This is a genomic window from Clostridium sp. E02 (assembly GCF_003833015.1).
Lineage (GTDB): Bacteria > Bacillota > Clostridia > Lachnospirales > Lachnospiraceae > Lacrimispora.
The window spans coordinates 42,583-65,894 of the sequence record NZ_RJLQ01000024.1 but is presented as its reverse complement, the minus strand read 5'-3'; the positions used below and the strand labels follow the sequence as shown (position 1 = coordinate 65,894).

Here is a 23,312-nt window from a genome sequence, read left to right as displayed (position 1 = left end):
GTACTTATTTTATCTAAATAATAATCTTCTTTTGATTTAATATATATTAAATCATTAATTAATACATTCAAAAAGTCTTGATTATAATTTTTATCTAACATAATATTAACACCTGTATATCCAGGCAAAAAACTAAGATAATTATTCTCTAATCCATTTTTAATAGTATATTTCAAAGTTTTCAATCTAGTTTTTTCTGAATAATCAACAACTTCTTCTTTAAATTTTAAAAGATATTGATTTAAATACGTATCTTTAATTATATACTGATTTAAGTAATTAATTTTCTTTAATAATTCTTTTTTATGTTCTGCATACAAATGAAAAATTCTATAATCAAATATATTTTCTTTTAAACATTCTATAACTTTAGAATATGTATTAGAGCCATAATTAGGTGTGGTAGTAAATATAGAGTTACAAACATTTATATTGTTCCCATTAATATATGATTCCAAATTTTTTTTAACAATTATAGGATTATAAAAATTAATGTCTACTTTAGGACGAAAAATAGATAAAATCAAGCTTTTGTTATCAATTAATGATAAACAACTATTTGTCGCCTTTACTAAATCATTATAACTTATTTGTAAAGTTCTAAAAATATTTCTTTTATCAAAACCTATACAGAAAAAAAAATTATTTATATTGTCACTACCATATATTAATATCGGATGAATAAAATGCCTTTTTCTAAAATGAGATTTTTCTGGAAAATAATATTCATCTATCTCTATTATTACATAATACTTGTTATATAAATTTTCATTAATTATATTAACTATATTATAATAATCCAGATCTTTTTTTTTATATGCATATAACTCCAAAACTTCTAAAAAAACGGATTCTCTAATCTCTCTATCTTCATAATCTAATTTCCATTTACATTTTTCACGTTCATATATGTATAATTGTATAAAATGCTGATTATACCATGCTGAAAATTTTGTTGAGGGTAAAACACAAAGTTTTAAAGAATACCATAAATATGTATTCATTTCTCTTTGTACAGTAATTGGTAATAAGAAACTCATTTTAATCTTGTACAATGTACTATAAACAATACATCTGCTTTTCCTTTCTTTTGATTTTTTGTATCTTCCTCCAGTAAAATTTTAAAGTGATTACTAATAAACCTTTTTAGTTTATTATGATACCTATGCTCAGATAAATAATGTACTCTATATTATCTTGATAAATTTAATATATAATTATATCATTTACATTTCTGAATTAAATGTAATGAAGCAACTCTCCTATAAGACAAGATGGAGGAGATTCATTAGAATACTGATTTTATAGGAACTTTATAAATATTCATTAATAGGATTTTTTTCACATAATTCTCGTACAGATGTAATTACTCTGTGTTTTACATCACTTCTAACTGTTCCCGTATTATCTGAATCTATTATAATATTTGCCAATACCATCTCTATTAATTGCCCACATTTTATAACATCTTCTTTTGAAAATTTCCTTTGTGCTAAAATATTGGTTCCAATTCGGATACCGGCTGGTATTTTAGAAGATCTATCACTATTGGGGACCATATTCTTATTTACAATGATCCCACACTGCTCTAGTGCTCTTTCAGCTACTTGACCGTTAATACCTTTATTTTGTAAATCTAATAATACAATATGCGTATCTGTACCGCCTGATATAACATCGAAATCCTTGCTAACAAAATATTGGGCTAATATTTTTGAATTTCTAACTACATCATTCATTGTACTTCTAAAATCAGATTCCATGGCAAGCTTAAATGCCATAGCTTTGGCAGCTATCAAATTCATGGCAGGTGCGCCCTGAAAAAACGGAAAAACTGATTTTTGAAGTTGCTGTGATAAAGTTCTTTTCTTTCCTCTTATTAATATTTCCATATCTGAATCTTTACCAGATAATATTATTCCACCTCTCGGGCCAAATAATTGTTTATGAGTACATGATATAGTTATATGAGCATAATTTATAGGAGACTCGTGTAAACCGGTCGCAACCAACCCTGATATATGTGAAATATCTGCTAATAAATAAGCACCTACTCGATCCGCTATTTCTCTAAAAGCTTTAAAATTTATGCATCTTGAATATGCTGTTGTTCCACAAATTATTAGCTTAGGCCTATATTTCTTAGCTAAAGATTCTACTTGATTTAGATCAATTAAAAAATTTTTATCTAAGCCATACTTGATGGAATTAAAGTATGTTCCAGAATATGATACATTAGCTCCATGACTGAGATGTCCACCTGACGAAAGATCCATCCCTAATATTACATCATTAGCATTAAGCAACGAAAACATCACAATTTCATTTGCTGTTGTTGCAGAATGTGGTTGAACATTTGCATAATTAGCATTAAACAATTGTTTCGCCAAGACAATTGCCATATTTTCAATCTTATCAATCTGAGTACAACCAGCATGATAGCGCTGATCTGGATATCCTTCAGCCGTAATATTAACAGGTATCATACCTTGACAAGCTAATACTGGGGGAGACACTAAACTGCATGATGCTACCATCATTAATACATTTTTTTGTCTATGGTATTCATCAATTAGAGTTTCATACATGTCTGGATATTTTTCTTTTATCTGCAACTCTCCATTAGATAATAATTTTAAAAAGCCATCTTCTCTATTACTCATAAAAACTCCTCCACTATAAATTAATTTTCAACTCAAAACATTATTATTCAGTTGTTTTTTCTCTTGTTTATATGTCTTTCGGTAAATATACTCACTTAACTCTTGTAAAGTGGGATATTTTTCTATTAACAGCATTTCATCATCAAATTCAAAAGCAAAATTTTCTTCAATATCAATAAATATTTCTATATAAGTTATTGAATCAAGTTGTAGATCTTCCAGAACAGTTTCTTCATTTAACAATAACCTTTCATCACCTGTTAATCTTCTTATTATTTTATATAAATAATTCAAAATCTCATTCATAATATCACCCTCTCTAAGTTTATGTTAAATAATTCTCATATTGCTAAGTGCTTTTCGATTTACTTTTCCATTTGGTGTCAATGGTAATTCTTCTAAAAAAATAAAGCTAGATGGAACATAACTAATCGGCATTTTTTGTCTAATATAAGATTTTAATTCAGCTATAGATAACTGAGTATCATAAGATTTAAATACAATATATGCAACTATTTTCTTAACATTATCAGATTTATCTAATGCTAACACTACAGCATCTTTTATGTATAAATTTGTTTTTAAATGAGCTTCTATTTCACCAAGTTCTATACGAACTCCGTTTATTTTAACTTGTAAATCTATTCTTCCTAATAATTGTATATTACCATCCGGTAAATAACGTGCCCAATCACCAGTACGATAGATTCTTTCGTCAGGATCTGTCCCCCATGGATTCGTAAGAAATTTCTCTTTTGTTAATTTTTCTCTATTATAATATCCTTGACCAACACCTATACCCCCTATAAATAATTCTCCCGGAATGCCAACTGGTAACGGCTCTAATTTATTGTCAAGAATATACGTTTTTTGATTTGCCATAGGTTTACCATAAGGAATACTGGGCCAGTTGGGATTTACTGATTGAATTATATATATAGTAGAATCCATAGATACCTCACTAGCTCCACCTAAACTAACGATTTTGCATGCCTCATCAAGTTCTTTTATTCGATCAGGTAACGATACTGAAATCCAATCACCTCCAAGAAGAAATAGACGCAATGAATTCAATTTCATATTCACTCTTATCTCCGCACATTTACATAACAATTCAAGCATAACAGGTACAGAATGCCAGATTGTAATCTCATATTTAGAAATTAATCTCAACCAATGCATAGGTTGATTTTGTAAATCTCTATTTGGAAAAATTATAGTAGCTCCAGCTGCTAATGTACCCAAAATATCATATGCACACATGTCAAAGCTAGGAGAGGAAACCGAGAGCAATCTATCACCCTCACGAATTCCAAAGCGTGAATTAAAATCGTAAAAATTATTTACCCTTCCTTTATGATTTAACACAACTCCTTTAGGATTCCCCGTAGAACCTGAAGTATATATTACATAGCAAAAATTTTCAGACGTAACATTTACCTGAGGGTTTACAATAGATTGTTTTAAAATAATTTCATCATTTCGATCCATTAGTATAACTGACATCTTAGAATTTACAGAAATATTTTCAACCAGTGAACTGTCAGAAATCAAAAATTCTGCCTTTGAATCTTCCAACATATATTGAATACGTTGTATAGGATATGAAGTGTCCATTGGTAAGTAAGCTCCGCCTGCTTTCAATACCCCTATAAGAGCTGCTACCATTTTAAATGTTTTCTCAATATAAATACCTACTATATAATTTTTTTTAACCCCCAATTTAATTAGATAATGTGCAATTCTATTTGACATTTCATTTAATTCATTATAAGTGATTTCCTTATCCTCTTGTATTATTGCAATTCCGTTTGGGTTAGAGACCACTATATTCTCTATTAATTGATGTAAACAATAATCTTGTGGATAAAATTGTTTAGTTTGATTCCAATCAAATAGTATTTTTTTTCTCTCTCTTGAATTCATAATATCTATAAAATAAATATCTTTCTCTTTATTATTTAAGCTATTATTAATAATTTCACAATAATGATTAAAAAGAAATTCTATTGCTTCTTTAGTATAAAGCTTTGGAGAATACTTAACTGAATAATAGTAATCATCAACTTTTTTATGTATATAGACATGTATGCAATCATTATAGAAATCATCAAATTCATTTATAGTAAAAGCAGTATTATATTCATCTGTAATCTCAGAATAGTGAAATATTGTTTTTAATATTGTTGGTATCTCTTTTTGTTTATTAAGAATAGACTCCAAATTTTTTAAATGCAATTTTGTTTTTTCACTTATTTCCTTATCAAGATCTATGATTTTATTAAGTAATACTTCAAATGATATTATTGAGGGGAGTTTTAATGATAACATTTTAATAAGGTTTTCTTTCCTATTTTCAAATAAAATAGGTAATATAATATCTTGTTCTTGTCTATATCGAATCATTATGATAACAAAAAAAGTGACAAAGTAATGATACATTGTTACCTCTTCATTACCATCTAAACAATCTATTATTCTTGCAATTAACTCTTGTGGTATTTTTTTTGAATAGATTGATTTTTCGCTATCAATAAAATCTTCCTCTTTCATCATATTGCTATAATTTATAGGTAGTTGATTAGAGTAATCTTTAAGTAATAAATTCTCCCAATAATAAATATTATCATTTTTAAATTCCAATTCACTATATTCGTTAATCATAATCACTCTCCATTTTAGAACTATTATTCTGTATATTTATCAATAAGTTTGGATATCGAGTTTAAAGTTAATACTTTTGATATATATATATCTTCTTCATTAAGTTTTACTTGCATCTCTTCTTCTAATAAAACCAGAAATTCTAAAGCTTTAATTGACGTTAGACCAAAAGTACAAAGATCATCTGTATCTTTTAAATTTTTTAATTCTTCAATGCTTATATTTAGTAGACCAGTTAGTAAATTTAATATAATTTCTTTTTTCATTAATCAATCCTACTTTTTAATTTTATTTTCTTTCAAGTAAGTACAAATCAGAATCTTTTATTATTCCTTCGTCGCCAGTATTAAACCAATAATTATTTTTTTGAATCTCTTTTTCTTCTCCATTAACAATATAATCATTTGATATTGCTTTACTTTTTATATAAATATTTTTATCTATAACTAACTCTACATTACTGACGACATTTCCAACACTTATAAAATTATTTTTATTAGGGGATAGATTTGCTGCAATCGTACTGGCCTCCATCATCCCATAAACTTGATTTAACCAAATATTTGTTTTTTTATTGAAATTTTCTCCAATTTTATAGTTTAAAGCTGAACTAGAACAAAAAAACCATTTTGCATTAGTTATATTTATTTGTTCCTCGCCTATGCAATTGCTTAATAAATTAAATATATCTGGCACTCCAACAAAGATCATTTTTTCTAAGGTTATATATTGTCTTAAGAATCTATTAGGCATAAATAATTTATCAAATACAATAGTCATACCTTGCCTGATAGGAGATATTAATCCCATTGTCAAACCATATCCATGGTAAATAGGAACTGACAAATATATACTATCAGAATGCTCATATTGAAAAGTCTCAATTATATTGTTACTATCTTCATAGATATTTTCATTTGTTCTATAAGCCATTTTTGATATATTTGTCGTACCAGAGGAGGTTTGGATTAATACCTTATCGCTCATGCTTATATTATTATTGAATAATTCATATGATAAATTATTGCAAATATGATTAAAATTAAAGATCTGATCAGAACTAAAAATAAAAATATATTTATTAATTAGGTCGTTATTATAATGCTTTAATTTTGTATAAACTTCTTTGTCTATTATTACTACTTCTATTTTAGCGCTCTGCAATTTTTCAAAAATGTCTACACTCTCAAAATCAGGATTTAATAATAGAGTAATGTTTTTACCTTTGGATAAAGCAAATATACTTACTATTAATTCTAGTGAATTATACATTAAGCATGCTACTCTTTTATTAGTATCTGATATAATTTCTCTTAAAGAGTTATATACATTACAAGTATATTGATTAAGGTCTTGATATGTATATTTATTACCATTATAAATTAAAGCATTAGCATCTGGATATTTGTAAGCTGATTCTACTAAAAAATTATATAAAAGCATACTTATTTCTTGTATGATTTTTAAAAAGCTAAATACATACTTACCTTTCTTTTTAGATTTGTGATTATAATACATTCAGATATTGTAGATTAGATTATTTACCTGTAATCATTAACCCTATCTAAACATCCACAATGCGAAAGAATAACATCCGTATAACTAAAATGGATAAGGCTGATAGCTACATTCTCACTAAAACTTTAATGATACATCCTCACAGGTTCTTTACAACCTATGACCTGGGTTTGATTCTTCTGACGTACTTCGGTCTATGCCTTCAAAAACTCATCAAGTAAAGTTATTAAGTACTCCGACACAGAAATCTGTCGGTTCCTGTGACAGATTTATATATTAATACAGATAACTCAATCAATTGTTCAGTTTGAATACTAAATAGCCATGTTATTAAAGCCGAATCCGAAATAAAAGCAATTATCCTTTCTCTTAATTCTGTAATCATAACTACTCCTTGTATTAGGCATGTGAATGGTGGCTGATACTAGGTGAGTTCGAAGATATTACTGAATTTGCTGCTTGCTTTTTTAGGCTTGGATCTCGCTATAAATCCGTCTGAAAATTAAAACCAGTATGTCAAAATGAAGTACTAAATGCCTTCGTAATACTTTGTTCAATGCAGCCAAAGCTGTTCAAAACAATAAACATTTCCTACTACGATAATAAAATGCCTTTAATATGATAAATTTAAAAATTGAAATTGAATTCTTACATCATCAATTTAATTTTATTTAATAAATTAGTATCAGTTTTAAATCTACCATTTAAAGACATGGAAACAGTATTCGTATTATTTTTTTTAATTCCACGCATTGTAATACAACTATGCTCTGCTTTTAAAAAAACTGCAACATTATCAGTCTCAGTAATTTTTTTTATAATATATGCAATATCTTTTCCAATTCTTTCTTGGATTTGTAGACGCCGGCAAACTAAATCGCATATTCTGACGACTTTACTAAATCCAATTACTTTATTTTGTGGAATATAAGCAACATTAATTTTCATATTATACATAAGTGCCATATGATGTTCACAAAAGGAAAAGGTCTCAATATCTTTTATCATTACAATATTATTTTCATCATAATCTAAATCTTCCTCGAAAGTAACGTTAAATAAATCTGCTATATCATTATTTGAATATTGAACTCCCATAAATATTTCTTCATACATATTAGCAACTCTTTTCGGAGTATCACGTAGTCCTTCCCTATTAATATCTTCACCCAGAGCTTCTAATATATCCCTTATACTTTTTTCGATTTTGAGCTTATCTATCAATGAAAACACCTCTTTCAGCAATATTATTATCCTTAGTATTAATACATTTCAATCAATTTCATATATAGCTATATTATTTTCGCTTTCTTGAACCTCTACGCGATAGCATTTAGAGCCAAGAGAATCACAAATCCATTTTGCAATATTTTCAGCAGTTGGATTAAAATCAGGCAATAGCTCATTCAAATTCCCATGATCAAGATATCCTGAAATATCATTTTTAATTTTTGCAAAATCAAATACCATACCATTGTGATCCAGTTGTTTACTTTTTAAATACACCTCAATTACCCAATTATGTCCATGTAAACTAGTACACTTACTCTCATAATCTAAATTCAAATGATGTGCAGCTGAAATTTGAAATTTTTTTCTTATATAATACATTATTTTACTCCTTATAAAAATTATGTTTTAATTAATCAACCTCTTTCTTTATAAAATTGAGGATAGTACTCTTTATTAATTTTCATCATTTCCGAATAAATGCCCATAGCTGCATTAGCACTTCCAATCGTTGAGTCAATTAGCAACGCCTGCTGGACTAACTCATTATTTCCAGTTACACCTGCATCAACTACTAAATGTTGTATATTTATTTCATTTATACACATTGCTGAAATTCCTCTCGGCAGATCTCCCATTTTGATCCCTTTTACTCCACAACCGTTTACTATAATCGGAACTTCAACAATGGAGTTTCGAGGCAAATTTTCTATATAGTCTTCATTAGGTACATTAGCTGAATCAATAACTTCATTGGTATCACACTCAATGCCCCTAATAATATCAAATGCCCTCTCACCAGACGGTTTTAGAAGTGAAATATTACCATGACCTGGAAATTTAAATTCATCTGTTAATGACAGTTTATTATTACCAAATTCTTTAATAAATGACCATAATTCATTGCGGCGCTGTTCATTAAGTTTAAATTTATAACCTTCTGTACTAACCATCTCATGCGCATATGATATATATTCACCTAAATGTATATCCCCTGAAGTAGGAAAAAGTCCAAATTTATGAAATAAAAATCTTGTTAATGGTTCATATGATGAATTATAATTTTTTTCTTTTTCTTGTAAGACTGGATATAAATCATCACATGTTTTTTTATCTCTAATTTCTTTTACCCAAGTAAAATGATTTATGCCAAAAGCTTTAATCTCAAAACTATCATCAGATCTTTCCATGATTTTTGATATTATTTTGATTCCCTCGTAGATTTGATGGCATAATCCAATTGCCTTTACAGATGTATATTTATTTATAGCTAAACAAATTCTACTTTCCGGATTTGTAAAATTAATAACAACTGCATCAGGACATATATCTTCTATGTCCTTGCATATTTCTAAAATAACAGGAATATTTCTCATAGTATGAAACACACTACCAGGTCCGCCGTTTTCACCAAGTACATGTTTTACACCATATTTTTGAGGAATCGTAAAATCTTTAATCCACATTTCATTTCTGTTTACTGCTATTGAAATTATTATATACTTAGCATTTCGAAAAGCTTCAATTCTATTTGTTGTCATAGAAATTTTAAAATTAGCATTTAATTCTATATTCATTCGTGTCGCAACTTTAAAAATAAGTTTTAAGGCTGTAATATTATTATCTACTAGTACTAATTCACTTCCCCATAATTCTTTTGTCGCAAAAGCATCTCTAATCATAGACAAACCAAATGATGTACTACCAGCTCCAACTATTACTATTTTGATGTTTTTTTTCATTTCACCCCCCCAATTGGCTAATAGCACTTTCATCCTTATCAACCGCATATCTGCAAAACTTACATAATTCAAATAGTTTAATATTAGACTTTATTTCACCCCATGACTGTGTAAATAAGTTGCCTAATCTTTCTTGTATATTAAATGATTGGCAACATGTTACACAATCACCATTTGGTAATAAAACGCAACCACCATCATTATTAGTAAATAAAAATTGTTGACCGCACTTAATAACATTTGGATGATAATCTACTCGCCCACCTTTAATCAAGCCACTTCTATTATGAATGATCAGTTTATGACTACTATTAATTATATTCTTTATTTCGTCATGAACTTCAGCTGCATGGTGATTATAATTTACATTTAAAGGAGGATTTTCTACAATATATTTTAACAGTGTTTTATATTGAATTGTAATTGGTATAACCGTCTTTCCTTCTGAATCTGGTAGATGAATTCCGAAGAGAGAAAAAGGTAAATCTTTTATTAAATTATATTTTTCAATATTCAAACCCACCAATGTAGTATTTAATTGAATTTTATGTCCTTTTTCATATGCATAAAATATCATATCTATTGTTTCAGGATTTTGAAAAGGTTCATTAAAAGCACTCCATGTGATAACACTATTCTCTGGCAATTTGTTTATTGCTATCTTAAAATTATTTAGTGATAAATTTTTTATTTTTGACTTATATTTTTTTTTCAAAACCTCTTGCGGACAATATTCACAATGCAATATACAAGGAATTGAAGTACTTATTTCTAAAAATGCTCCCATGATTTTTTTGTATGAATTGAAATAATTATCATACTTTTCTCCTTTCATAATATAGTGCTAAACTTGAGATTTTTAATGTTTTATTGTCGATTTTTGTCGAATTTTGTACGTCATGTATACTTTGTCATGTTTTCCCCCACGTTTATTTAGTGATTTAGTATAAATTATAACAATACTTACTATATAATACTATGTATAAATTGCTCTTACAGAAAATAATTCATCGCATTTGTTGCTATTGCATTTAAAAGATAGTTTAATTCTTAATATTTAAGAAAGATCTGATTTATACTGCCATTATAATTCTTAATTAACATATAAAGGATTATGAACCTTGTTGAAATTAAGATGTATGGAAATATCATCTTTGTGTATTTACAAAGTATAAGAATGACAACTTATATAAGACAGACAAGCTAAACTCAAAGACAGAAGAACGTTTAGAATACTCCCGCAAATTATGTATTATTTTATCAATAATAAGAAGAAGTTTCATCTAACTTATATATCAGCATATGTGTGTTATAGAAAACTTTGAGAAAATTTTTCTTTTTTAGTTATCTTAATTATCAACATTATTCTTTAACATAGCCTTTTATTAAAAAGGAATTTATTAAAGTTTTTTTTATAAATTCTGCCACTTCTATATTAGGTTCTGATGCAAATGTTAAAGTTATAATTTTATCGTTTATCGTGAGCTTTATCGATTTCTTCCTTAATTCATTATTTATTTCATTCATATAAACGCCTCCTACCTGCTAAGCAGTGAATTCCGCTGGAATCAAATTTCTTTAATACAGCGGAGTAAATACAGTAATTTATTTTAACAGATAACGCTTAATGGTCCAGTTAAAATTGTTTCTATAATTCCCATAAATTTTCTCCGCCTACTTAAAATCAAGAAGGATCCATGAATAACCAACCATTAATAAGAACAGCAAAGTTTTCTGGTAGCCTGTAGATAATAAAAGGACATACTTTGCTTTCTATTTGTTCTTTTATCTAAACGAATTTTTATTAATTCTAAGATTTCCAATACAATGTCTATTTAAATTCATCTCACAGGAATGCGGCAGGGCCATCTTGTCCTGCCACATGATCTCTAAAATGAAAATTTCTACTTGTTCTTCATATCTGCGCTTTTATTCGATACAACACCCCAAAACGCAAAGAACAAATGAGTCTTCTATAGGGCGGCAACAGCAACGGCCTGTCGGTTAAACGGGCCTCATAGGAATTTCACCTCTCTCAGGATCTCTGCGAGCCGCCCCCATTGCGATGTCTGTGGCTGGACGGAAGTAGCGTTAGCACTGTCCATTTCATTGCGAAACAGTCCACCATAAACTGTTCTATGACCAGGCGTTCTCGCTCATCACCTTCGATGCCATCGGTTCGACGAATGTCTCTCACCCATCCGCAGGCAGTTTTGGCGCGCCCGTCAATGTCGCTGCCGCTTTTACACGGCTGGACAGATCATGTATTAATGCTGCCGGATATGAAGTTTTCAAGGAGCAAAAGAAGGAATAGAAAAACCCCCTCACTTACTTCCACGTTCAGAGAGGGGGGTGAGCGGTACAATTTTTAATTTTCCATCAGTTTCTTTAATTTGCAGATGATTCTTACTTTCCGGTCATGTATGGTTCTCTGTGCAATATCTGTTTCTCTAGATATCTGATGCTCGCTTTTTCCTTTGAAAAACAGCTCGTTTATTAGTTCTTGCTCCTGCGGTGTAAGCAGTTTTAGGCAGGATAAAAGTTTTTCAATTAACACCGCCTGGACTGCGGCATCTTCAACGCTTATTTCATCCGTTGCAAACTGCTGATTTGAATCCTTTAGCCGTTCAAAGGAATCCTCACGGCTTGGAATGAGGTTAATTGCACAGCTAACACGGTCAATATGATAATGCTCCACCTTTAAGTCATACTGCTGGTACTCCATTTTGCGATCGCTTTTTTCCAATACCTCAATAACAGCATCACTTGCTTCTGGATACTTCTCTCGATAATTAATTCTTCTGATTCTTTTTGCCATATGGCTTGTCCTCCATTACATGATTTTAAAATCAAAGAATGAAGAACAAGCGGTGGGGATCTGCATCGGGGTACAGACAATTTTCTATCAAAAGCGACTTTTATGATGCCCTCTTTTGTAACATTAGGTCGCCAGAACAATTTTATTGTCGAAGCAAAAAAATCAGCACTACACCAGGTTAGATGCAGTACTGATTTATTAATATATTTAATTATTGGTGGCTGAAGTGTATGTACTCGGCTGTCTTTATCTCCACCTCAAAAAACAGATGTTGGAATGAAGCATACAGATAACCTCTTATCTAGGCAATATACAAAAACTAGTATCTTCCTTGTTTAAAAGACGTTATAAAAGACAAAAACCTGCCCTCAAAGAGGACAAGTGCCTTATAGATTTTTCTGACGGCTTGGTACTTCTGTTCTAAATGGATCAGGTTATAACCATACGCAATGAACTCTGTAAAATCTGTTTTAAAGCTATCCTTTGAGATATCCACCCATATTAAAGCAATATTTTTGTTATTTTCTGTAACTGTGTAAATTATAACATGTATACACTGTGGAAACAACAGATAACGACAATTAGTAATATCGTTTAATGTTTAAAACTCACCAGATATATCATATTGGAGAATATTTTAAAGAAAACAAAGCTGGCAAATAAAGATAAATATATTCCTGATATATTTGCTGTATTAACAATATCTATACAGTCCAATTGTTCTTTTTCTGCAATTATATTTTTTAGAGTGAGGAGTTCTCTTTCACGGCGCATCATGCCCCCTGGCACAGTCCATGAAAAAAGTAGACCATTCTCTTGGCGGAATGAACTGCTTTTAAGCCTAACTGTGTACTTGGTTTTAAAACACAATAATTATATCACATAAAAACTGCTTTCCATTCCAATACCTCTGCCATTCTCTCTCCCCCAATCTTTGCTCTTTTTCTGCTGTTAAATATTCTTAAAGTGAGAAGTTCCCCTACATGGTCCATGGTGAACCATACCATGGTCCACTAAAAAAGCAGACTTCACCCTTGGTGTGAGAATCACATTTCAGGCTTTTATCTGGTATCCGCTTTTTTCAGAAAAAACATGTTGCTGCTCTTGCCGCCGCTCTCCCTCCACCGCTGCTCTTTCGTAAGATATCCATTTTTTTCTAAATCAACAATTGCACGTTTAACGGTACTCCGGGACAGTTTAAGTTCCCTGGCGATAGTGCCAATCGCCGGATAACATCTGCCCTCCTTATCAGACCGGTCAGAAAGATACATATAGACAGTTCTTGCACGGTGCGGCAGTTCAGAGGAATAAAGCGAGGTAAAGTAACCCATAGCATCACCCCTTTGTGGATTCCTGCTTTTGAACAAATGGATCGAGATTGATGGATGCCAAAGAATGCGTAATTCCTCCTGATGGAGCCTCAGCTGACGCATGCTTTTCCGGCATTTCCTCACAGACAGTTTGACGCCGGATAATTTCTTCCTCCAAGGTGAATCGGTCGGCATAGTCGACCTTTCTGGCTGACTTCTCCATGATTTCATAGGGTTTGCCGAAGACAATTCCCCATTCAATAAATAGCTTTAGCCTGGTTCTCATTGGATAAGCTCCTGTTTTCGTCACGACAAAATAACCTTTTGGCATTGACTTCAATTCATCAGGTGTCATAAGCGGTCGCTCAATCATCTGCAGAGACTGGCTTGGGTCGTTTTTCCCACGGCTGACGGAACCGCTCATGATCGTCTTGCTTCCGAGAGCTTTGGATAATATCTGTGCCGATTCGCTGTTGGGGGCAAAACCGCCGAACACCGTATATTGCGATAGGTAAACCTTTGATATAATCTCCAGCTTTTCCCCCGCTTAGCACCGTGCACGAGACTTTCACCTCACACGGCGCCCCATCGTCTGATATTGTCAATATCTCTTTACACTTTTTTCTCAAGGATGTTCGACCTATGCTGCATCCTGTAAGGAGGCATAGTATTGTTGCCTCTTGATCATTGGAGGTAATCCACCATTAGTAGAGCAGATTCTCCTATAATTCCAATAGCTGATAAAATATCTCCAGATTAGTGTTTTTAATTCTATTATAGTCATTTTAGATGTATCATAGCGACCATATAAAAGTTCTTCCTTAAGTCTTGCCCACATACTTTCACAGCGTGCATTATCATGACATCTTCCACCAGCACTATTCATACTTTGTTGAATACCATATTTTTTTATAGCATTACGATAAAGCTCACTGGTATACTCGACTAAGAAAAAGGGATTACTCCCTTTCCCTCGTCTAAGAACCGTACGTGAGAGTTTCCCGCTCATACGGCTCAAGCATCTCTTCACCTTTTCAGGCGGCACTGAGTGAACGTAGTTTCATTCTTCTTTTGATAAAGTACGTCTTATCTAAGAATGGGTTTTTGTCAATGCATAAGTTTTGATGTCTTTTAATGTGAATTCTTCTTAAGTTAATTAAGACGTTCTCACCCGTCATAAACACCCACGGCTTTCCATTATATTCATGCCAATAACGTTTAAGGTGCCACCATTTGTTTTTGTTAGGGTGACGATGTTTAGCCCATTGTTGCAATAGTAAGTATACTGAATTATTGACAATAGAGAATGCACGGCTAGCTACTACGTGTTTATGGTAATTCGTCCAGCCCCGTAACACTGCATTCAAACGTTGTATTAGGTTTTTCTGCGTCATTGCTTTTCCATCTTTTAAGATGATTTTTGAGCATTTATGTATGACATTCTTTACCGAATTTTTAGAAGGTTTGACGATGAGTTTTCCTTTAAATTTTCTAAAGTTCCAACCAAGAAAGTCAAATCCGTCATCTATTTGTGTGATGAGAGTTTTTTCCTCTGAAAGTGTTAGTCCTCTAGTAGATAGGAAGACGCTGACAAGTTCCTTTAGTTCTTCGGCAGTTTCTTTCGAATTTGCTGTAATGATAAAGTCATCAGCATATCTTACTAAATTCACTTTTGTTTTAGCGCGGTAATGGTTCTCAATATTACCTTTGTTGCTAATCCCACAATTGTTAACTGCCCCGCCAGATTCTCAAATTCTTTAAAATGATAATCATATCCTTTTCCAGTCTTTTCTTTTATCACTGTTACTTCAGAAGCATATTGATATTTACGATTACCGCAAAAATCAAGAATTGCACTGCAATTACAATGCTGCATTTCTTCTGGATACTGGTACAGTATATTTTCATCTTTCATTGTTGCACTCAACAAACAATAGCTTTCTTCATCTTGCCCCTCTGATTCATATTCTCCATGAAGGTGAAAAACTGATTCCATATTTATCTTTTCCATACTGTTATCATAGTTCAATGTAAATATCTTATCAAATCTTCTAAAATATTTTTTTAACTTCATTCCAAGTTTTTGATATATATTCTGTATGGTTCCCTCACAGTATATTGCATCAAGAATCATACATACAAAACCCTTTTTAATTGCTCCATACTGATTCAAGATATCTTTTTCCTTTATGAGATAAAGCAGAAAAATAAGTATCCAATCTTCCATACCAATCTGTTCAACACTTTTCAATTCATAATCATAATTCTTTTTGAAGTCCTTGACCGCTTCTTTTATCTCATCTGAACCTGAATTATATCTTTCGATAATTTCATCATATTGATCTGCCCTAATTTCATTCGCAACGTCAATCATATTATTGAACATCTCAATAATCTCATCTCCAGTAATAATAGGTTCTTGTGTTTCTGTATTCAAAAATAAGCAATCATATTTGTTCATTTTTGCTTTTGCTAACATTCTTACAATAATCCACTTGTTAAGATAATCATCTCCTGCCACCTGTATATCAAATCCATTTGCAATAAGTATTGCTTTCTCAATTTCATCCTGCATATTCATATCCCCATTTCTTACAAATTCAATCCATAATCCAATTGAAAAAAACAATCTAACACCTTATAATTGTATCAAATCAAGGAACAAAATAATAGATTTAAAACCTTAATATTTTGCTGGCTCCTCCTCTTATGCCAACAATAAAATTCCTGGCGAATTACTATGTTTTTGATACTCTTTAGGTCTTTATGCTTCGATAGGATTGTTACTTTAAATAACAACCAATGTCATTAAAAAACTTTATTCTTCCATAAAAACCATGCTTTCTAAGTAAGCGTCAGAGCTGTCTAATATCTTTAGTATCATATTTAAAATTATGAATATACCATGTTGTATTTATTCCAACACTCTTAATAATTTTATCAATATAATACATGTCTACCTCAGAGTAAGAAAATCCAATTGAGATAACTTCTTTTATCCGATTGTTCACTTTTTGAAAAAAATCACGGTGATCCATAAAACATAATGCTGTATCTTTCTCTAACATAAATATTTTTTAAAATCTTCATATGAAGTATTTAATTTGTTTGCAGCATCAAAGCCGTTCCCAATAATATATAGTTTAGTTTCCATCTCTTCACCTTGTAATCTTTCCTTATTAATTGACACTGTCTAATGCATCCCAAATATCATACGGCCCTGCTGGCATTACCAGCACGCTGCCATGTGTCTCTCCATTCACATCCTCTTTTACAATCAATGCCTCCCATGGCTCCTCATCCATAGACTCTACTTGGATTTAGGTTATATTGGATAAGTTTATAAATTGGGTAGTAATAAAAAGGACATGAAAGCATCTACTCTCATATCCTTAATCCTTGCATATTATTTTCTAGTCATTTTTAGCTGTTTTTCCGTTGCAACAGGATTATGGTCTCCACATGTGTCGTATAAGAAAACATATCTACTGGTATCTTAAATGAAAGCATTAGTTCAAGGACAAAAAAGGCACATTTTTCAAACTGAAAATGTGCTTTTTTTGTCCTTGATTTATCAAGTGTCCCGTCCCTATAAGTAATAATTTAAGCCACAAGCATTCATGCCTGCGGCTTATTGTTTAAGTGGAGATAGTGGGATTCGAACCCATGACCTCTTGAATGCCATTCAAGCGCTCTCCCAGCTGAGCTATACCCCCATATGGTCGAAAACCCTTTATTTTTCTGGGTTTCCAGCATTTTACTTTTTTAAATCTACTTCTTCTTTGAGGGGTCGTTTACCGGACATCTCGCTCTCCCAGCTGAGCTATACCCCCATCGCAGATATTATAGCAAACGAATAAAAAAATTGCAACCACATCTTGCTTTTTACGAAAAAAATGTTATAATACATTCAGAACATTTGCATATAGTTGTCTTCAGGGCAGGGTGAAATTCCCGACCGGCGGTAAAGTCCGCGAGCGCAGAATGCGCAGAATTGGTTTGATTCCAATACCGACAGTAAAGTCTGGATGAAAGAAGATGTGTTAAATTATGATAATACACCTGTCTATTTTTAACACCTGAAGGGCACACTCTTTCAGGTGTTACTTATATTTCAGGAGGGATATATTCCATGAATATGTCAAAAAAAACAAATCAGCTCACTTTAATGTCCATGTTATGTGCATTATCCTTTGTCGCCGTCTTAACCATTCGAATTCCCCTTATTCCAATTGTTCCATTTTTGGAATATGAACCCAAGGATGTTATCATTCTAACAGGAGGATTTTTGTTTGGTCCTATGTCGGCTGTATTAATTTCTGTCATTGTATCTTTTATTGAGCTGTTTACCATAAGCAGTTCCGGAATCATTGGACTTATCATGAATATCCTTTCAACCATTACTTTTGTCTTACCTGCCGCCTACTTTTATAAGAAAAAGCATAATATGAAAGGCGCACTTCTTGGTATGATACTCGGCGTTTTTTTAATGACCTTGGTGATGGTACTATGGAATTATTTGATTACACCTATTTATATGGGCTATCCAAGAGAAGCCGTTGTAAAACTACTGCTTCCCGCAATTGTTCCCTTTAATCTTTTAAAAGGGGGAATTAACACCGCATTGACGCTACTCATTTATAAACCCCTGGTAACTACCTTAAGGAAATCCAATCTTATAACTTTTACTGAATCCGAAACACCCAGGAAACGAATTTTCAATCTAGATATGACCTTAATTGCATCGCTCCTTCTAGTTACCTGCTTCCTGGTGATCATGGTAATGAAAGGCAGCCTATAAATCAGAATTATGATACTAAACCGACCTCCAACCGTTAGATTTTAGGTCTAACTTTTGGGGGTCGGTTCACTTTATCTTGTTGGATTCATCGTTTTCAGTTTTAGAATCTGCTTTGTTAATTCCGGTACTATTTTTTTATAATCGCCTACGATCCCATAGTCTGCAACCTCAAAAATGGGCGCATTCTCATCTTTGTTAATCGCAAAAATGAGATCCGAATCTTCCATACCTGCAACATGTTGAATTGCACCGGAAATACCAATGGCAAAATAGACATGAGGCCGGACCGTTTTGCCCGTCTGCCCCACTTGTAATTCTTTAGGCTTCCACCCTGCATCCACAACAGCACGGGAACAGCTTACCTCTCCTTTTAAAGCAGCCGCTAATTCTTCCAATATTCTAAAATTATCTGGCCCTCCAACTCCACGTCCGCCAGATACTAAAATTTCAGCATCCATAATATCTGCAGCTTCTGTCACTGATTTCACAATATCGAGAATTTTTACATATTTGTGGTTGGGAACAAATACAGGATCGTATTCCTCCACAACCACCTTTGCTTCCTGTATTCGTTGATTCGGCTTCATAACTCCAGGCCTTACCGTTGCCATCTGAGGACGATGATTCGGACATGCGATCGTTGCTATCGTATTGCCGCCGAAGGCGGGTCGTGTCATCAAAAGCTGATGATGCTTCTGTTCTTTTCCAGCTACCGGATTCAGAGGAAAATCTCCGATCTCCAGCTTCGTACAATCTGCCGTCAGACCTGTAAAAACCCGGGCTGAAACACAAGGTCCAAGATCCCTCCCGATTGCCGTAGCCCCCACCAGCATAATCTCAGGGCGATATGTCTCAATTACACAGGCAAGTGCATGGGCATATGGCTCTGTCCTGTATTCCTTTAGTATGGGATTGTCAACCAGAATCACCTTATCTGCCCCGTATTGGGCAAGCATTTCTGCCATATCCTTTACCTTAGAACCAATTAGGACCGCAGTCACATCCGTCCCTAAATCTTTTGCCAGATCCCTTGCTTTTCCCAAAAGTTCCAATGATATTCTGCTTAATTCCCCTTCCACCTGTTGTGCATAAATATAGACCCCTCTGTATTCTTCTAAATCCATTTTAATCACCACTTTTCCTTATAATGAAATAATATGTTTTTTGACTAATTGATCCATCAGATAAGTGACAGAATCCGATGCATCAAGAGTAACCACTTCACCTGTCCCTTTTCTCACCTTGTCAGAAGCCTTTGCAATCTGAGTGGGCGACCCTTTTAACCCCAGATTCCTATCATCTACATCCTTTAAGTCTGCTCTTTTCCATACCGTAAGTTCTGTATCATAGGCATCAAAAATCCCCCCTGGTGTCATATAACGAGGCTCATTAAGTTCTGTGAGTGCTGTAATCAGACAGGGCATCTGAACCTTTAGTACATGATATTGGTTTTCGAACTGACGTTCTGCAATTACATTTCTGCCTTCGATCTTTAAGTTCTGGACATAAGAAATCACAGGAATATTTAAATGTTCCGATATCTGGGGACCAACCTGTGCGGTATCCCCGTCAATCGCCTGACGGCCTGTAATAATCAAATCATATTCCAGATTTCTAATGGCTCCAGCGAGAGTTGAGGATGTTGCCCATGTATCGGCTCCTCCCAACACCCTGTCCGTAACTAATATCCCATGATCTGCCCCCATAGCCAGTGCTTCCCGCAAGACTTCATCTGCCCTAGGCAGACCCATGGTAATCACCGTTACTTCTGCTTCGTACTCATCTTTTAACCGTAAGGCTGCTTCAAGACCTGCTTTATCATCTGGATTCATAATTGCAAGCATTGCTCCCCGGTTTAAAGTACCATCTGGATTAAATTTTACTCCGCCTTTTGTATCAGGCACTTGTTTGACACAAACAATTATCTTCACTTCACATCCTCCTTACCTTAAAACGTTACTGGCTATCACCATACGCTGGACTTCCGAGGTCCCTTCATAAATTTCCGTAATCTTTGCATCCCGCATCATCCGCTCTATCCCATATTCCTTGATATATCCATACCCTCCATGAAGCTGGACTGCTTTCTGGGTTACTTCCATGGCTGTTTCCGCTGCATACAATTTCGCCATAGCGGCCTCAACACTGTACGACTTCTGGGTTTCCTTTGCTTTTGCCGCTTTGTATACAAGAAGCTTTGCGGCTTCAATCCTAGCCGCCATATCTGCCAATTGAAACTGTGTATTCTGAAACTGTCCAATGGAACGGCCAAACTGAATTCTTTCTTTCACATATTTTACTGTATGATCAAATGCACCTTCCGCCAGACCAAGCGCCTGGGCGGCAATTCCGATTCGTCCCCCATCCAGAGTATGCATGGCGATACCAAATCCCTTTCCCTTAGCCCCTAATACATTCTCTTTTGGAATACAGCAGTCATTAAATATCAATTCATAGGTAGATGAGCCGTTAATCCCCATCTTCCTTTCCTTTGTTCCAAAACTGAACCCAGGTGTTCCTTTTTCAACAATAAACGCTGATATCTCTTTCTTTTTCGTGCCTCTTTTTTCTATCGTACCAGTTACCGCTATAATGATATAAATATCCGCTTCTTTTCCATTGGTTATAAAACATTTTGTTCCGTTTAATATCCAATGCGTTCCCTGTAAAACTGCCTTTGTCTGCTGACCCTGGGCATCAGTTCCAGCTCCTGGTTCCGTTAATGCAAAGGCACCTAGTTTTCTTCCTGATGCCAATTGGGGAATGTATTTTAGCTTCTGATCTTCCGTCCCATACGTAAGAATAGGATCAATACAAAGAGACGTATGGGCAGATAAAATAACCGATGTGGTTCCACATTCCTTTGCCAGTTCTTCGACGCACATAACATACGAAAGCACATCGCAGCCCTGACCACCATATTCTTTTGGAACGGGAATTCCCATCAAACCACACGATGCCATTTTATTGACTGTTTCTCTAGGAAATTCTTCGGTCTCGTCAACTTCACTTGCCAAAGGTTTTACTTCATTTTCAGCAAAACTTCTGTACAAAGATTGCGCGAGAAGATGTTTTTTTGATAAACTAAAATCCATGTTCTGCTCCTCCATTATTATCTTCAATTCTTCCAATCACGTTCGTATGTCCTTTTCAGAATCCAGTTTCGTATAAAGGGTCTTTCCTGCTTCATTTTTTGGTATTTGGTTCAAACACCGTACCAGGACTGACTTGCCATTGATTCCTAACATCCGTAATAAGTAATCCAAAATCAGTACCTGCCCATCTTCTGTTGCGCTGTCTGTATAAATCATTAATCGGTCATCCGAACCTACACACGCAAAATCAACTCCTTCAAAGGACTCCTTTAACATACGTTCTACTTCATCTAGATTGATTCTTTTTCCAAATAACTTGAGAAACCGTTTTTTCCTGCCTGTTATGTAGTAATAACCGGACAAATCCCGTTTAGCTAAGTCACCGGTAAATAAAATCCCATTCCATTCATCCTGTCTTTTTAAGTCCTCTGCACAGCCTGCATATCCCAACGCCACATTTTTCCCTTCGTATACCAGTTCTCCCTCCGTGTCTGCTTTTAGGATTTCCTTTCCTTCCTCATCCTTTAACCAAAATCTGCCTCCCGGGATTGCAATCCCCATGCTTCCGCATCGTTCTACTGCCTTAGAAGAAGGAAGGTATCCCATGCGCGCTGTTGCCTCGGTCTGCCCATACATGACCACAATTTTTTTTCTTGTCCGCTCTGCGTATAAGGCAAATTCCCTGTGAAGGTTCACAGAAAGCTTCCCTCCTGCCTGAGTCATTGTCTTTAACTCCGGTAATTCCATATCCATAAAACCAATCCGTTTTAGAATCTCGTAAGTATAAGGAACTCCTCCAAAAGAAGTGGCCTTCTTTTCTTTTATAAAATTCCAAAATTCCTGTTCTACCATTCCTTGTTCTGTAAGTAAAATTGTGGCACCTTTTAAAACATGACTGTTAATTATGGATAATCCATAAGTATAATTCATGGGAAGTGTTGTAATGGGTCTCTCGTTTTCATCAATAGCTAGATATTCACAAATAGATGCAGCATTTGCATCAATATTATCACCGCTCTGTCTTACCAGTTTGGGACTTCCCGTACTGCCTGAAGTCGTAAGAAGCAAAGACAACTCTCCATAAAGGGAAGAAGGCTGACAAATCCTTCTGCGGCATAGACAGTACCCCCATGCCTTCCATGAAATCTCATATTCCCCTTCCTGATTGGAACAAGAATCCGGCACATACAGAAATTCAGGCTGATACTTTTTTATAAGTCCCGATAATAAATCCTCATGAATGTGGCTCTCCAGCATCAAAGGAACGACTCCTGTTTTCAGACAACCAAGATAACCAAGAAGAGAGCCTATGGTATTGCTGCATAGAATAAAAATCAAACTTTTTTTACTAATGTTCTTATAAAAATCTTCGGCAAAAAAATTCAATTCCTGATAGGTGACTGTCCTGTTCTTTTCATCCAGAGCCAGGATATGGTCACGGTATAATCGTTCCTTCTCAAACAAATACATC

At 33.5% G+C, this 23,312-nt stretch carries 22 protein-coding genes, 1 tRNA gene, 1 pseudogene and 1 riboswitch; of the genes and pseudogenes, 1 reads left to right on the top strand and 23 read right to left on the bottom strand.

All coding sequences use genetic code 11. From position 1 onward, the window contains the following. The 19 genes and pseudogenes from EFT72_RS16515 to EFT72_RS16425 all read right to left on the bottom strand — a co-directional run. On the bottom strand, positions 1 to 1,004 hold a 1,004-nt coding region (locus tag EFT72_RS16515; protein ID WP_206426674.1), incomplete at its 3' end, for a hypothetical protein. Positions 1,005 to 1,313: 309 nt separating this feature from the next. Continuing rightward, the gene (gene glyA / locus EFT72_RS16510; RefSeq protein WP_124068015.1) at positions 1,314 to 2,663 is read right to left on the bottom strand and encodes a serine hydroxymethyltransferase; all 1,350 of its coding nucleotides are present in this window, start codon (positions 2,661 to 2,663) and stop codon (positions 1,314 to 1,316) included. 27 nt (positions 2,664 to 2,690) lie between these two features. Beyond that, positions 2,691 to 2,969: an acyl carrier protein gene (locus EFT72_RS16505; RefSeq protein WP_124068014.1), complete on the bottom strand. Its 279-nt coding sequence runs from the start codon at positions 2,967 to 2,969 to the stop codon at positions 2,691 to 2,693. A gap of 24 nt (positions 2,970 to 2,993) precedes the next feature. Continuing rightward, positions 2,994 to 5,327: an amino acid adenylation domain-containing protein gene (locus EFT72_RS16500; RefSeq protein WP_124068013.1), complete on the bottom strand. Its 2,334-nt coding sequence runs from the start codon at positions 5,325 to 5,327 to the stop codon at positions 2,994 to 2,996. A gap of 23 nt (positions 5,328 to 5,350) precedes the next feature. After that, complete coding sequence (locus tag EFT72_RS16495) at positions 5,351 to 5,593, bottom strand: phosphopantetheine-binding protein (protein ID WP_124068012.1); 243 nt, start codon at positions 5,591 to 5,593, stop codon at positions 5,351 to 5,353. 22 nt (positions 5,594 to 5,615) lie between these two features. Then, positions 5,616 to 6,770 carry a class I adenylate-forming enzyme family protein gene (locus EFT72_RS16490; RefSeq protein ID WP_164473196.1) on the bottom strand — a complete coding sequence of 385 codons (1,155 nt, stop codon included), beginning with the start codon at positions 6,768 to 6,770 and terminating at the stop codon, positions 5,616 to 5,618. A 723-nt stretch (positions 6,771 to 7,493) separates the two neighbouring features. Then, positions 7,494 to 8,069, bottom strand: coding sequence for a GTP cyclohydrolase I FolE (folE, locus tag EFT72_RS16485; protein WP_164473195.1), 576 nt, complete (start codon positions 8,067 to 8,069; stop codon positions 7,494 to 7,496). Between the two features lie 48 nt (positions 8,070 to 8,117). After that, positions 8,118 to 8,456: a 6-carboxytetrahydropterin synthase QueD gene (gene queD, locus EFT72_RS16480; RefSeq protein WP_124068009.1), complete on the bottom strand. Its 339-nt coding sequence runs from the start codon at positions 8,454 to 8,456 to the stop codon at positions 8,118 to 8,120. Positions 8,457 to 8,491: 35 nt separating this feature from the next. Further along, complete coding sequence (locus tag EFT72_RS16475) at positions 8,492 to 9,817, bottom strand: alpha-glucosidase/alpha-galactosidase (RefSeq protein ID WP_164473194.1); 1,326 nt, start codon at positions 9,815 to 9,817, stop codon at positions 8,492 to 8,494. 1 nt (position 9,818) lies between these two features. Next, positions 9,819 to 10,652, bottom strand: a complete 834-nt coding sequence (locus tag EFT72_RS16470) for an SPASM domain-containing protein (protein ID WP_124068007.1) — start codon at positions 10,650 to 10,652, stop codon at positions 9,819 to 9,821. Between the two features lie 527 nt (positions 10,653 to 11,179). Further along, on the bottom strand, positions 11,180 to 11,344 hold the full coding sequence (locus EFT72_RS19355) for a hypothetical protein (protein WP_164473193.1): 165 nt from the start codon (positions 11,342 to 11,344) through the stop codon (positions 11,180 to 11,182). A gap of 841 nt (positions 11,345 to 12,185) precedes the next feature. Beyond that, the gene (locus tag EFT72_RS16465; RefSeq protein WP_124068006.1) at positions 12,186 to 12,635 is read right to left on the bottom strand and encodes a sigma-70 family RNA polymerase sigma factor; all 450 of its coding nucleotides are present in this window, start codon (positions 12,633 to 12,635) and stop codon (positions 12,186 to 12,188) included. Positions 12,636 to 13,696: 1,061 nt separating this feature from the next. Continuing rightward, positions 13,697 to 13,966: a helix-turn-helix domain-containing protein gene (locus EFT72_RS16460; RefSeq protein ID WP_124068005.1), complete on the bottom strand. Its 270-nt coding sequence runs from the start codon at positions 13,964 to 13,966 to the stop codon at positions 13,697 to 13,699. 4 nt (positions 13,967 to 13,970) lie between these two features. Continuing rightward, positions 13,971 to 14,444, bottom strand: a pseudogene (locus tag EFT72_RS16455) (type IV secretory system conjugative DNA transfer family protein); the annotation flags it as partial. A gap of 141 nt (positions 14,445 to 14,585) precedes the next feature. Next, on the bottom strand, positions 14,586 to 14,954 hold the full coding sequence (locus EFT72_RS16450) for an integrase core domain-containing protein (protein WP_347561897.1): 369 nt from the start codon (positions 14,952 to 14,954) through the stop codon (positions 14,586 to 14,588). 25 nt (positions 14,955 to 14,979) lie between these two features. Then, the gene (locus tag EFT72_RS16445) at positions 14,980 to 15,615 is read right to left on the bottom strand and encodes a group II intron maturase-specific domain-containing protein (protein ID WP_243110046.1); all 636 of its coding nucleotides are present in this window, start codon (positions 15,613 to 15,615) and stop codon (positions 14,980 to 14,982) included. After that, positions 15,612 to 16,520 (bottom strand): hypothetical protein, encoded by a 909-nt coding sequence (locus EFT72_RS16440; RefSeq protein WP_124068003.1) that lies wholly within the window; start codon positions 16,518 to 16,520, stop codon positions 15,612 to 15,614. The genes EFT72_RS16445 and EFT72_RS16440 overlap by 4 nt, the downstream gene beginning before the upstream one ends. 604 nt (positions 16,521 to 17,124) lie before the next feature. Continuing rightward, positions 17,125 to 17,250 (bottom strand): hypothetical protein, encoded by a 126-nt coding sequence (locus EFT72_RS19825; RefSeq protein WP_279222006.1) that lies wholly within the window; start codon positions 17,248 to 17,250, stop codon positions 17,125 to 17,127. 338 nt (positions 17,251 to 17,588) lie between these two features. Then, positions 17,589 to 17,661 (bottom strand) — tRNA-Ala (locus EFT72_RS16425). Positions 17,662 to 17,872: 211 nt separating this feature from the next. Next, positions 17,873 to 17,989, top strand: a riboswitch (FMN riboswitch). Between the two features lie 88 nt (positions 17,990 to 18,077). On the opposite strand from EFT72_RS16425, the gene EFT72_RS16420 reads away from it, so the two are divergent. Then, positions 18,078 to 18,746, top strand: coding sequence for an ECF transporter S component (locus EFT72_RS16420; protein ID WP_206426673.1), 669 nt, complete (start codon positions 18,078 to 18,080; stop codon positions 18,744 to 18,746). 71 nt (positions 18,747 to 18,817) lie between these two features. Here EFT72_RS16420 and EFT72_RS16415 read toward each other — a convergent pair whose 3' ends face one another. Genes EFT72_RS16415 through EFT72_RS16400 form a run of 4 tightly spaced genes read right to left on the bottom strand, consistent with a single transcriptional unit; the run spans position 18,818 to position 23,311 of the window. Then, positions 18,818 to 19,870 carry an electron transfer flavoprotein subunit alpha/FixB family protein gene (locus EFT72_RS16415; protein ID WP_124068000.1) on the bottom strand — a complete coding sequence of 351 codons (1,053 nt, stop codon included), beginning with the start codon at positions 19,868 to 19,870 and terminating at the stop codon, positions 18,818 to 18,820. 18 nt (positions 19,871 to 19,888) lie between these two features. After that, the gene (locus tag EFT72_RS16410; RefSeq protein WP_124067999.1) at positions 19,889 to 20,677 is read right to left on the bottom strand and encodes an electron transfer flavoprotein subunit beta/FixA family protein; all 789 of its coding nucleotides are present in this window, start codon (positions 20,675 to 20,677) and stop codon (positions 19,889 to 19,891) included. A gap of 12 nt (positions 20,678 to 20,689) precedes the next feature. Then, positions 20,690 to 21,841 carry an acyl-CoA dehydrogenase gene (locus tag EFT72_RS16405; RefSeq protein ID WP_124067998.1) on the bottom strand — a complete coding sequence of 384 codons (1,152 nt, stop codon included), beginning with the start codon at positions 21,839 to 21,841 and terminating at the stop codon, positions 20,690 to 20,692. Between the two features lie 36 nt (positions 21,842 to 21,877). Then, positions 21,878 to 23,311 carry an AMP-binding protein gene (locus EFT72_RS16400; RefSeq protein ID WP_124067997.1) on the bottom strand — a complete coding sequence of 478 codons (1,434 nt, stop codon included), beginning with the start codon at positions 23,309 to 23,311 and terminating at the stop codon, positions 21,878 to 21,880. Position 23,312: the final 1 nt, after the last annotated feature.

What these genes read in the sequence shown, in the direction of transcription:
- glyA (WP_124068015.1), bottom strand. Translation starts at nt 2,663, where the DNA reads ATGAGTAATAGAGAAGATGGCTTTTTAAAATTATTATCTAATGGAGAG.
- EFT72_RS16505 (WP_124068014.1), bottom strand. Translation starts at nt 2,969, where the DNA reads ATGAATGAGATTTTGAATTATTTATATAAAATAATAAGAAGATTAACA.
- EFT72_RS16500 (WP_124068013.1), bottom strand. Translation starts at nt 5,327, where the DNA reads ATGATTAACGAATATAGTGAATTGGAATTTAAAAATGATAATATTTAT.
- EFT72_RS16495 (WP_124068012.1), bottom strand. Translation starts at nt 5,593, where the DNA reads ATGAAAAAAGAAATTATATTAAATTTACTAACTGGTCTACTAAATATA.
- EFT72_RS16490 (WP_164473196.1), bottom strand. Translation starts at nt 6,770, where the DNA reads ATGCTTTTATATAATTTTTTAGTAGAATCAGCTTACAAATATCCAGAT.
- queD (WP_124068009.1), bottom strand. Translation starts at nt 8,456, where the DNA reads ATGTATTATATAAGAAAAAAATTTCAAATTTCAGCTGCACATCATTTG.
- EFT72_RS16475 (WP_164473194.1), bottom strand. Translation starts at nt 9,817, where the DNA reads ATGAAAAAAAACATCAAAATAGTAATAGTTGGAGCTGGTAGTACATCA.
- EFT72_RS16470 (WP_124068007.1), bottom strand. Translation starts at nt 10,652, where the DNA reads ATGAAAGGAGAAAAGTATGATAATTATTTCAATTCATACAAAAAAATC.
- EFT72_RS19355 (WP_164473193.1), bottom strand. Translation starts at nt 11,344, where the DNA reads ATGAATGAAATAAATAATGAATTAAGGAAGAAATCGATAAAGCTCACG.
- EFT72_RS16465 (WP_124068006.1), bottom strand. Translation starts at nt 12,635, where the DNA reads ATGGCAAAAAGAATCAGAAGAATTAATTATCGAGAGAAGTATCCAGAA.
- EFT72_RS16460 (WP_124068005.1), bottom strand. Translation starts at nt 13,966, where the DNA reads ATGGGTTACTTTACCTCGCTTTATTCCTCTGAACTGCCGCACCGTGCA.
- EFT72_RS16450 (WP_347561897.1), bottom strand. Translation starts at nt 14,954, where the DNA reads ATGAGCGGGAAACTCTCACGTACGGTTCTTAGACGAGGGAAAGGGAGT.
- EFT72_RS16440 (WP_124068003.1), bottom strand. Translation starts at nt 16,520, where the DNA reads ATGCAGGATGAAATTGAGAAAGCAATACTTATTGCAAATGGATTTGAT.
- EFT72_RS19825 (WP_279222006.1), bottom strand. Translation starts at nt 17,250, where the DNA reads ATGGATGAGGAGCCATGGGAGGCATTGATTGTAAAAGAGGATGTGAAT.
- EFT72_RS16420 (WP_206426673.1), top strand. Translation starts at nt 18,078, where the DNA reads ATGAATATGTCAAAAAAAACAAATCAGCTCACTTTAATGTCCATGTTA.
- EFT72_RS16415 (WP_124068000.1), bottom strand. Translation starts at nt 19,870, where the DNA reads ATGGATTTAGAAGAATACAGAGGGGTCTATATTTATGCACAACAGGTG.
- EFT72_RS16405 (WP_124067998.1), bottom strand. Translation starts at nt 21,841, where the DNA reads ATGGATTTTAGTTTATCAAAAAAACATCTTCTCGCGCAATCTTTGTAC.
- EFT72_RS16400 (WP_124067997.1), bottom strand. Translation starts at nt 23,311, where the DNA reads ATGTATTTGTTTGAGAAGGAACGATTATACCGTGACCATATCCTGGCT.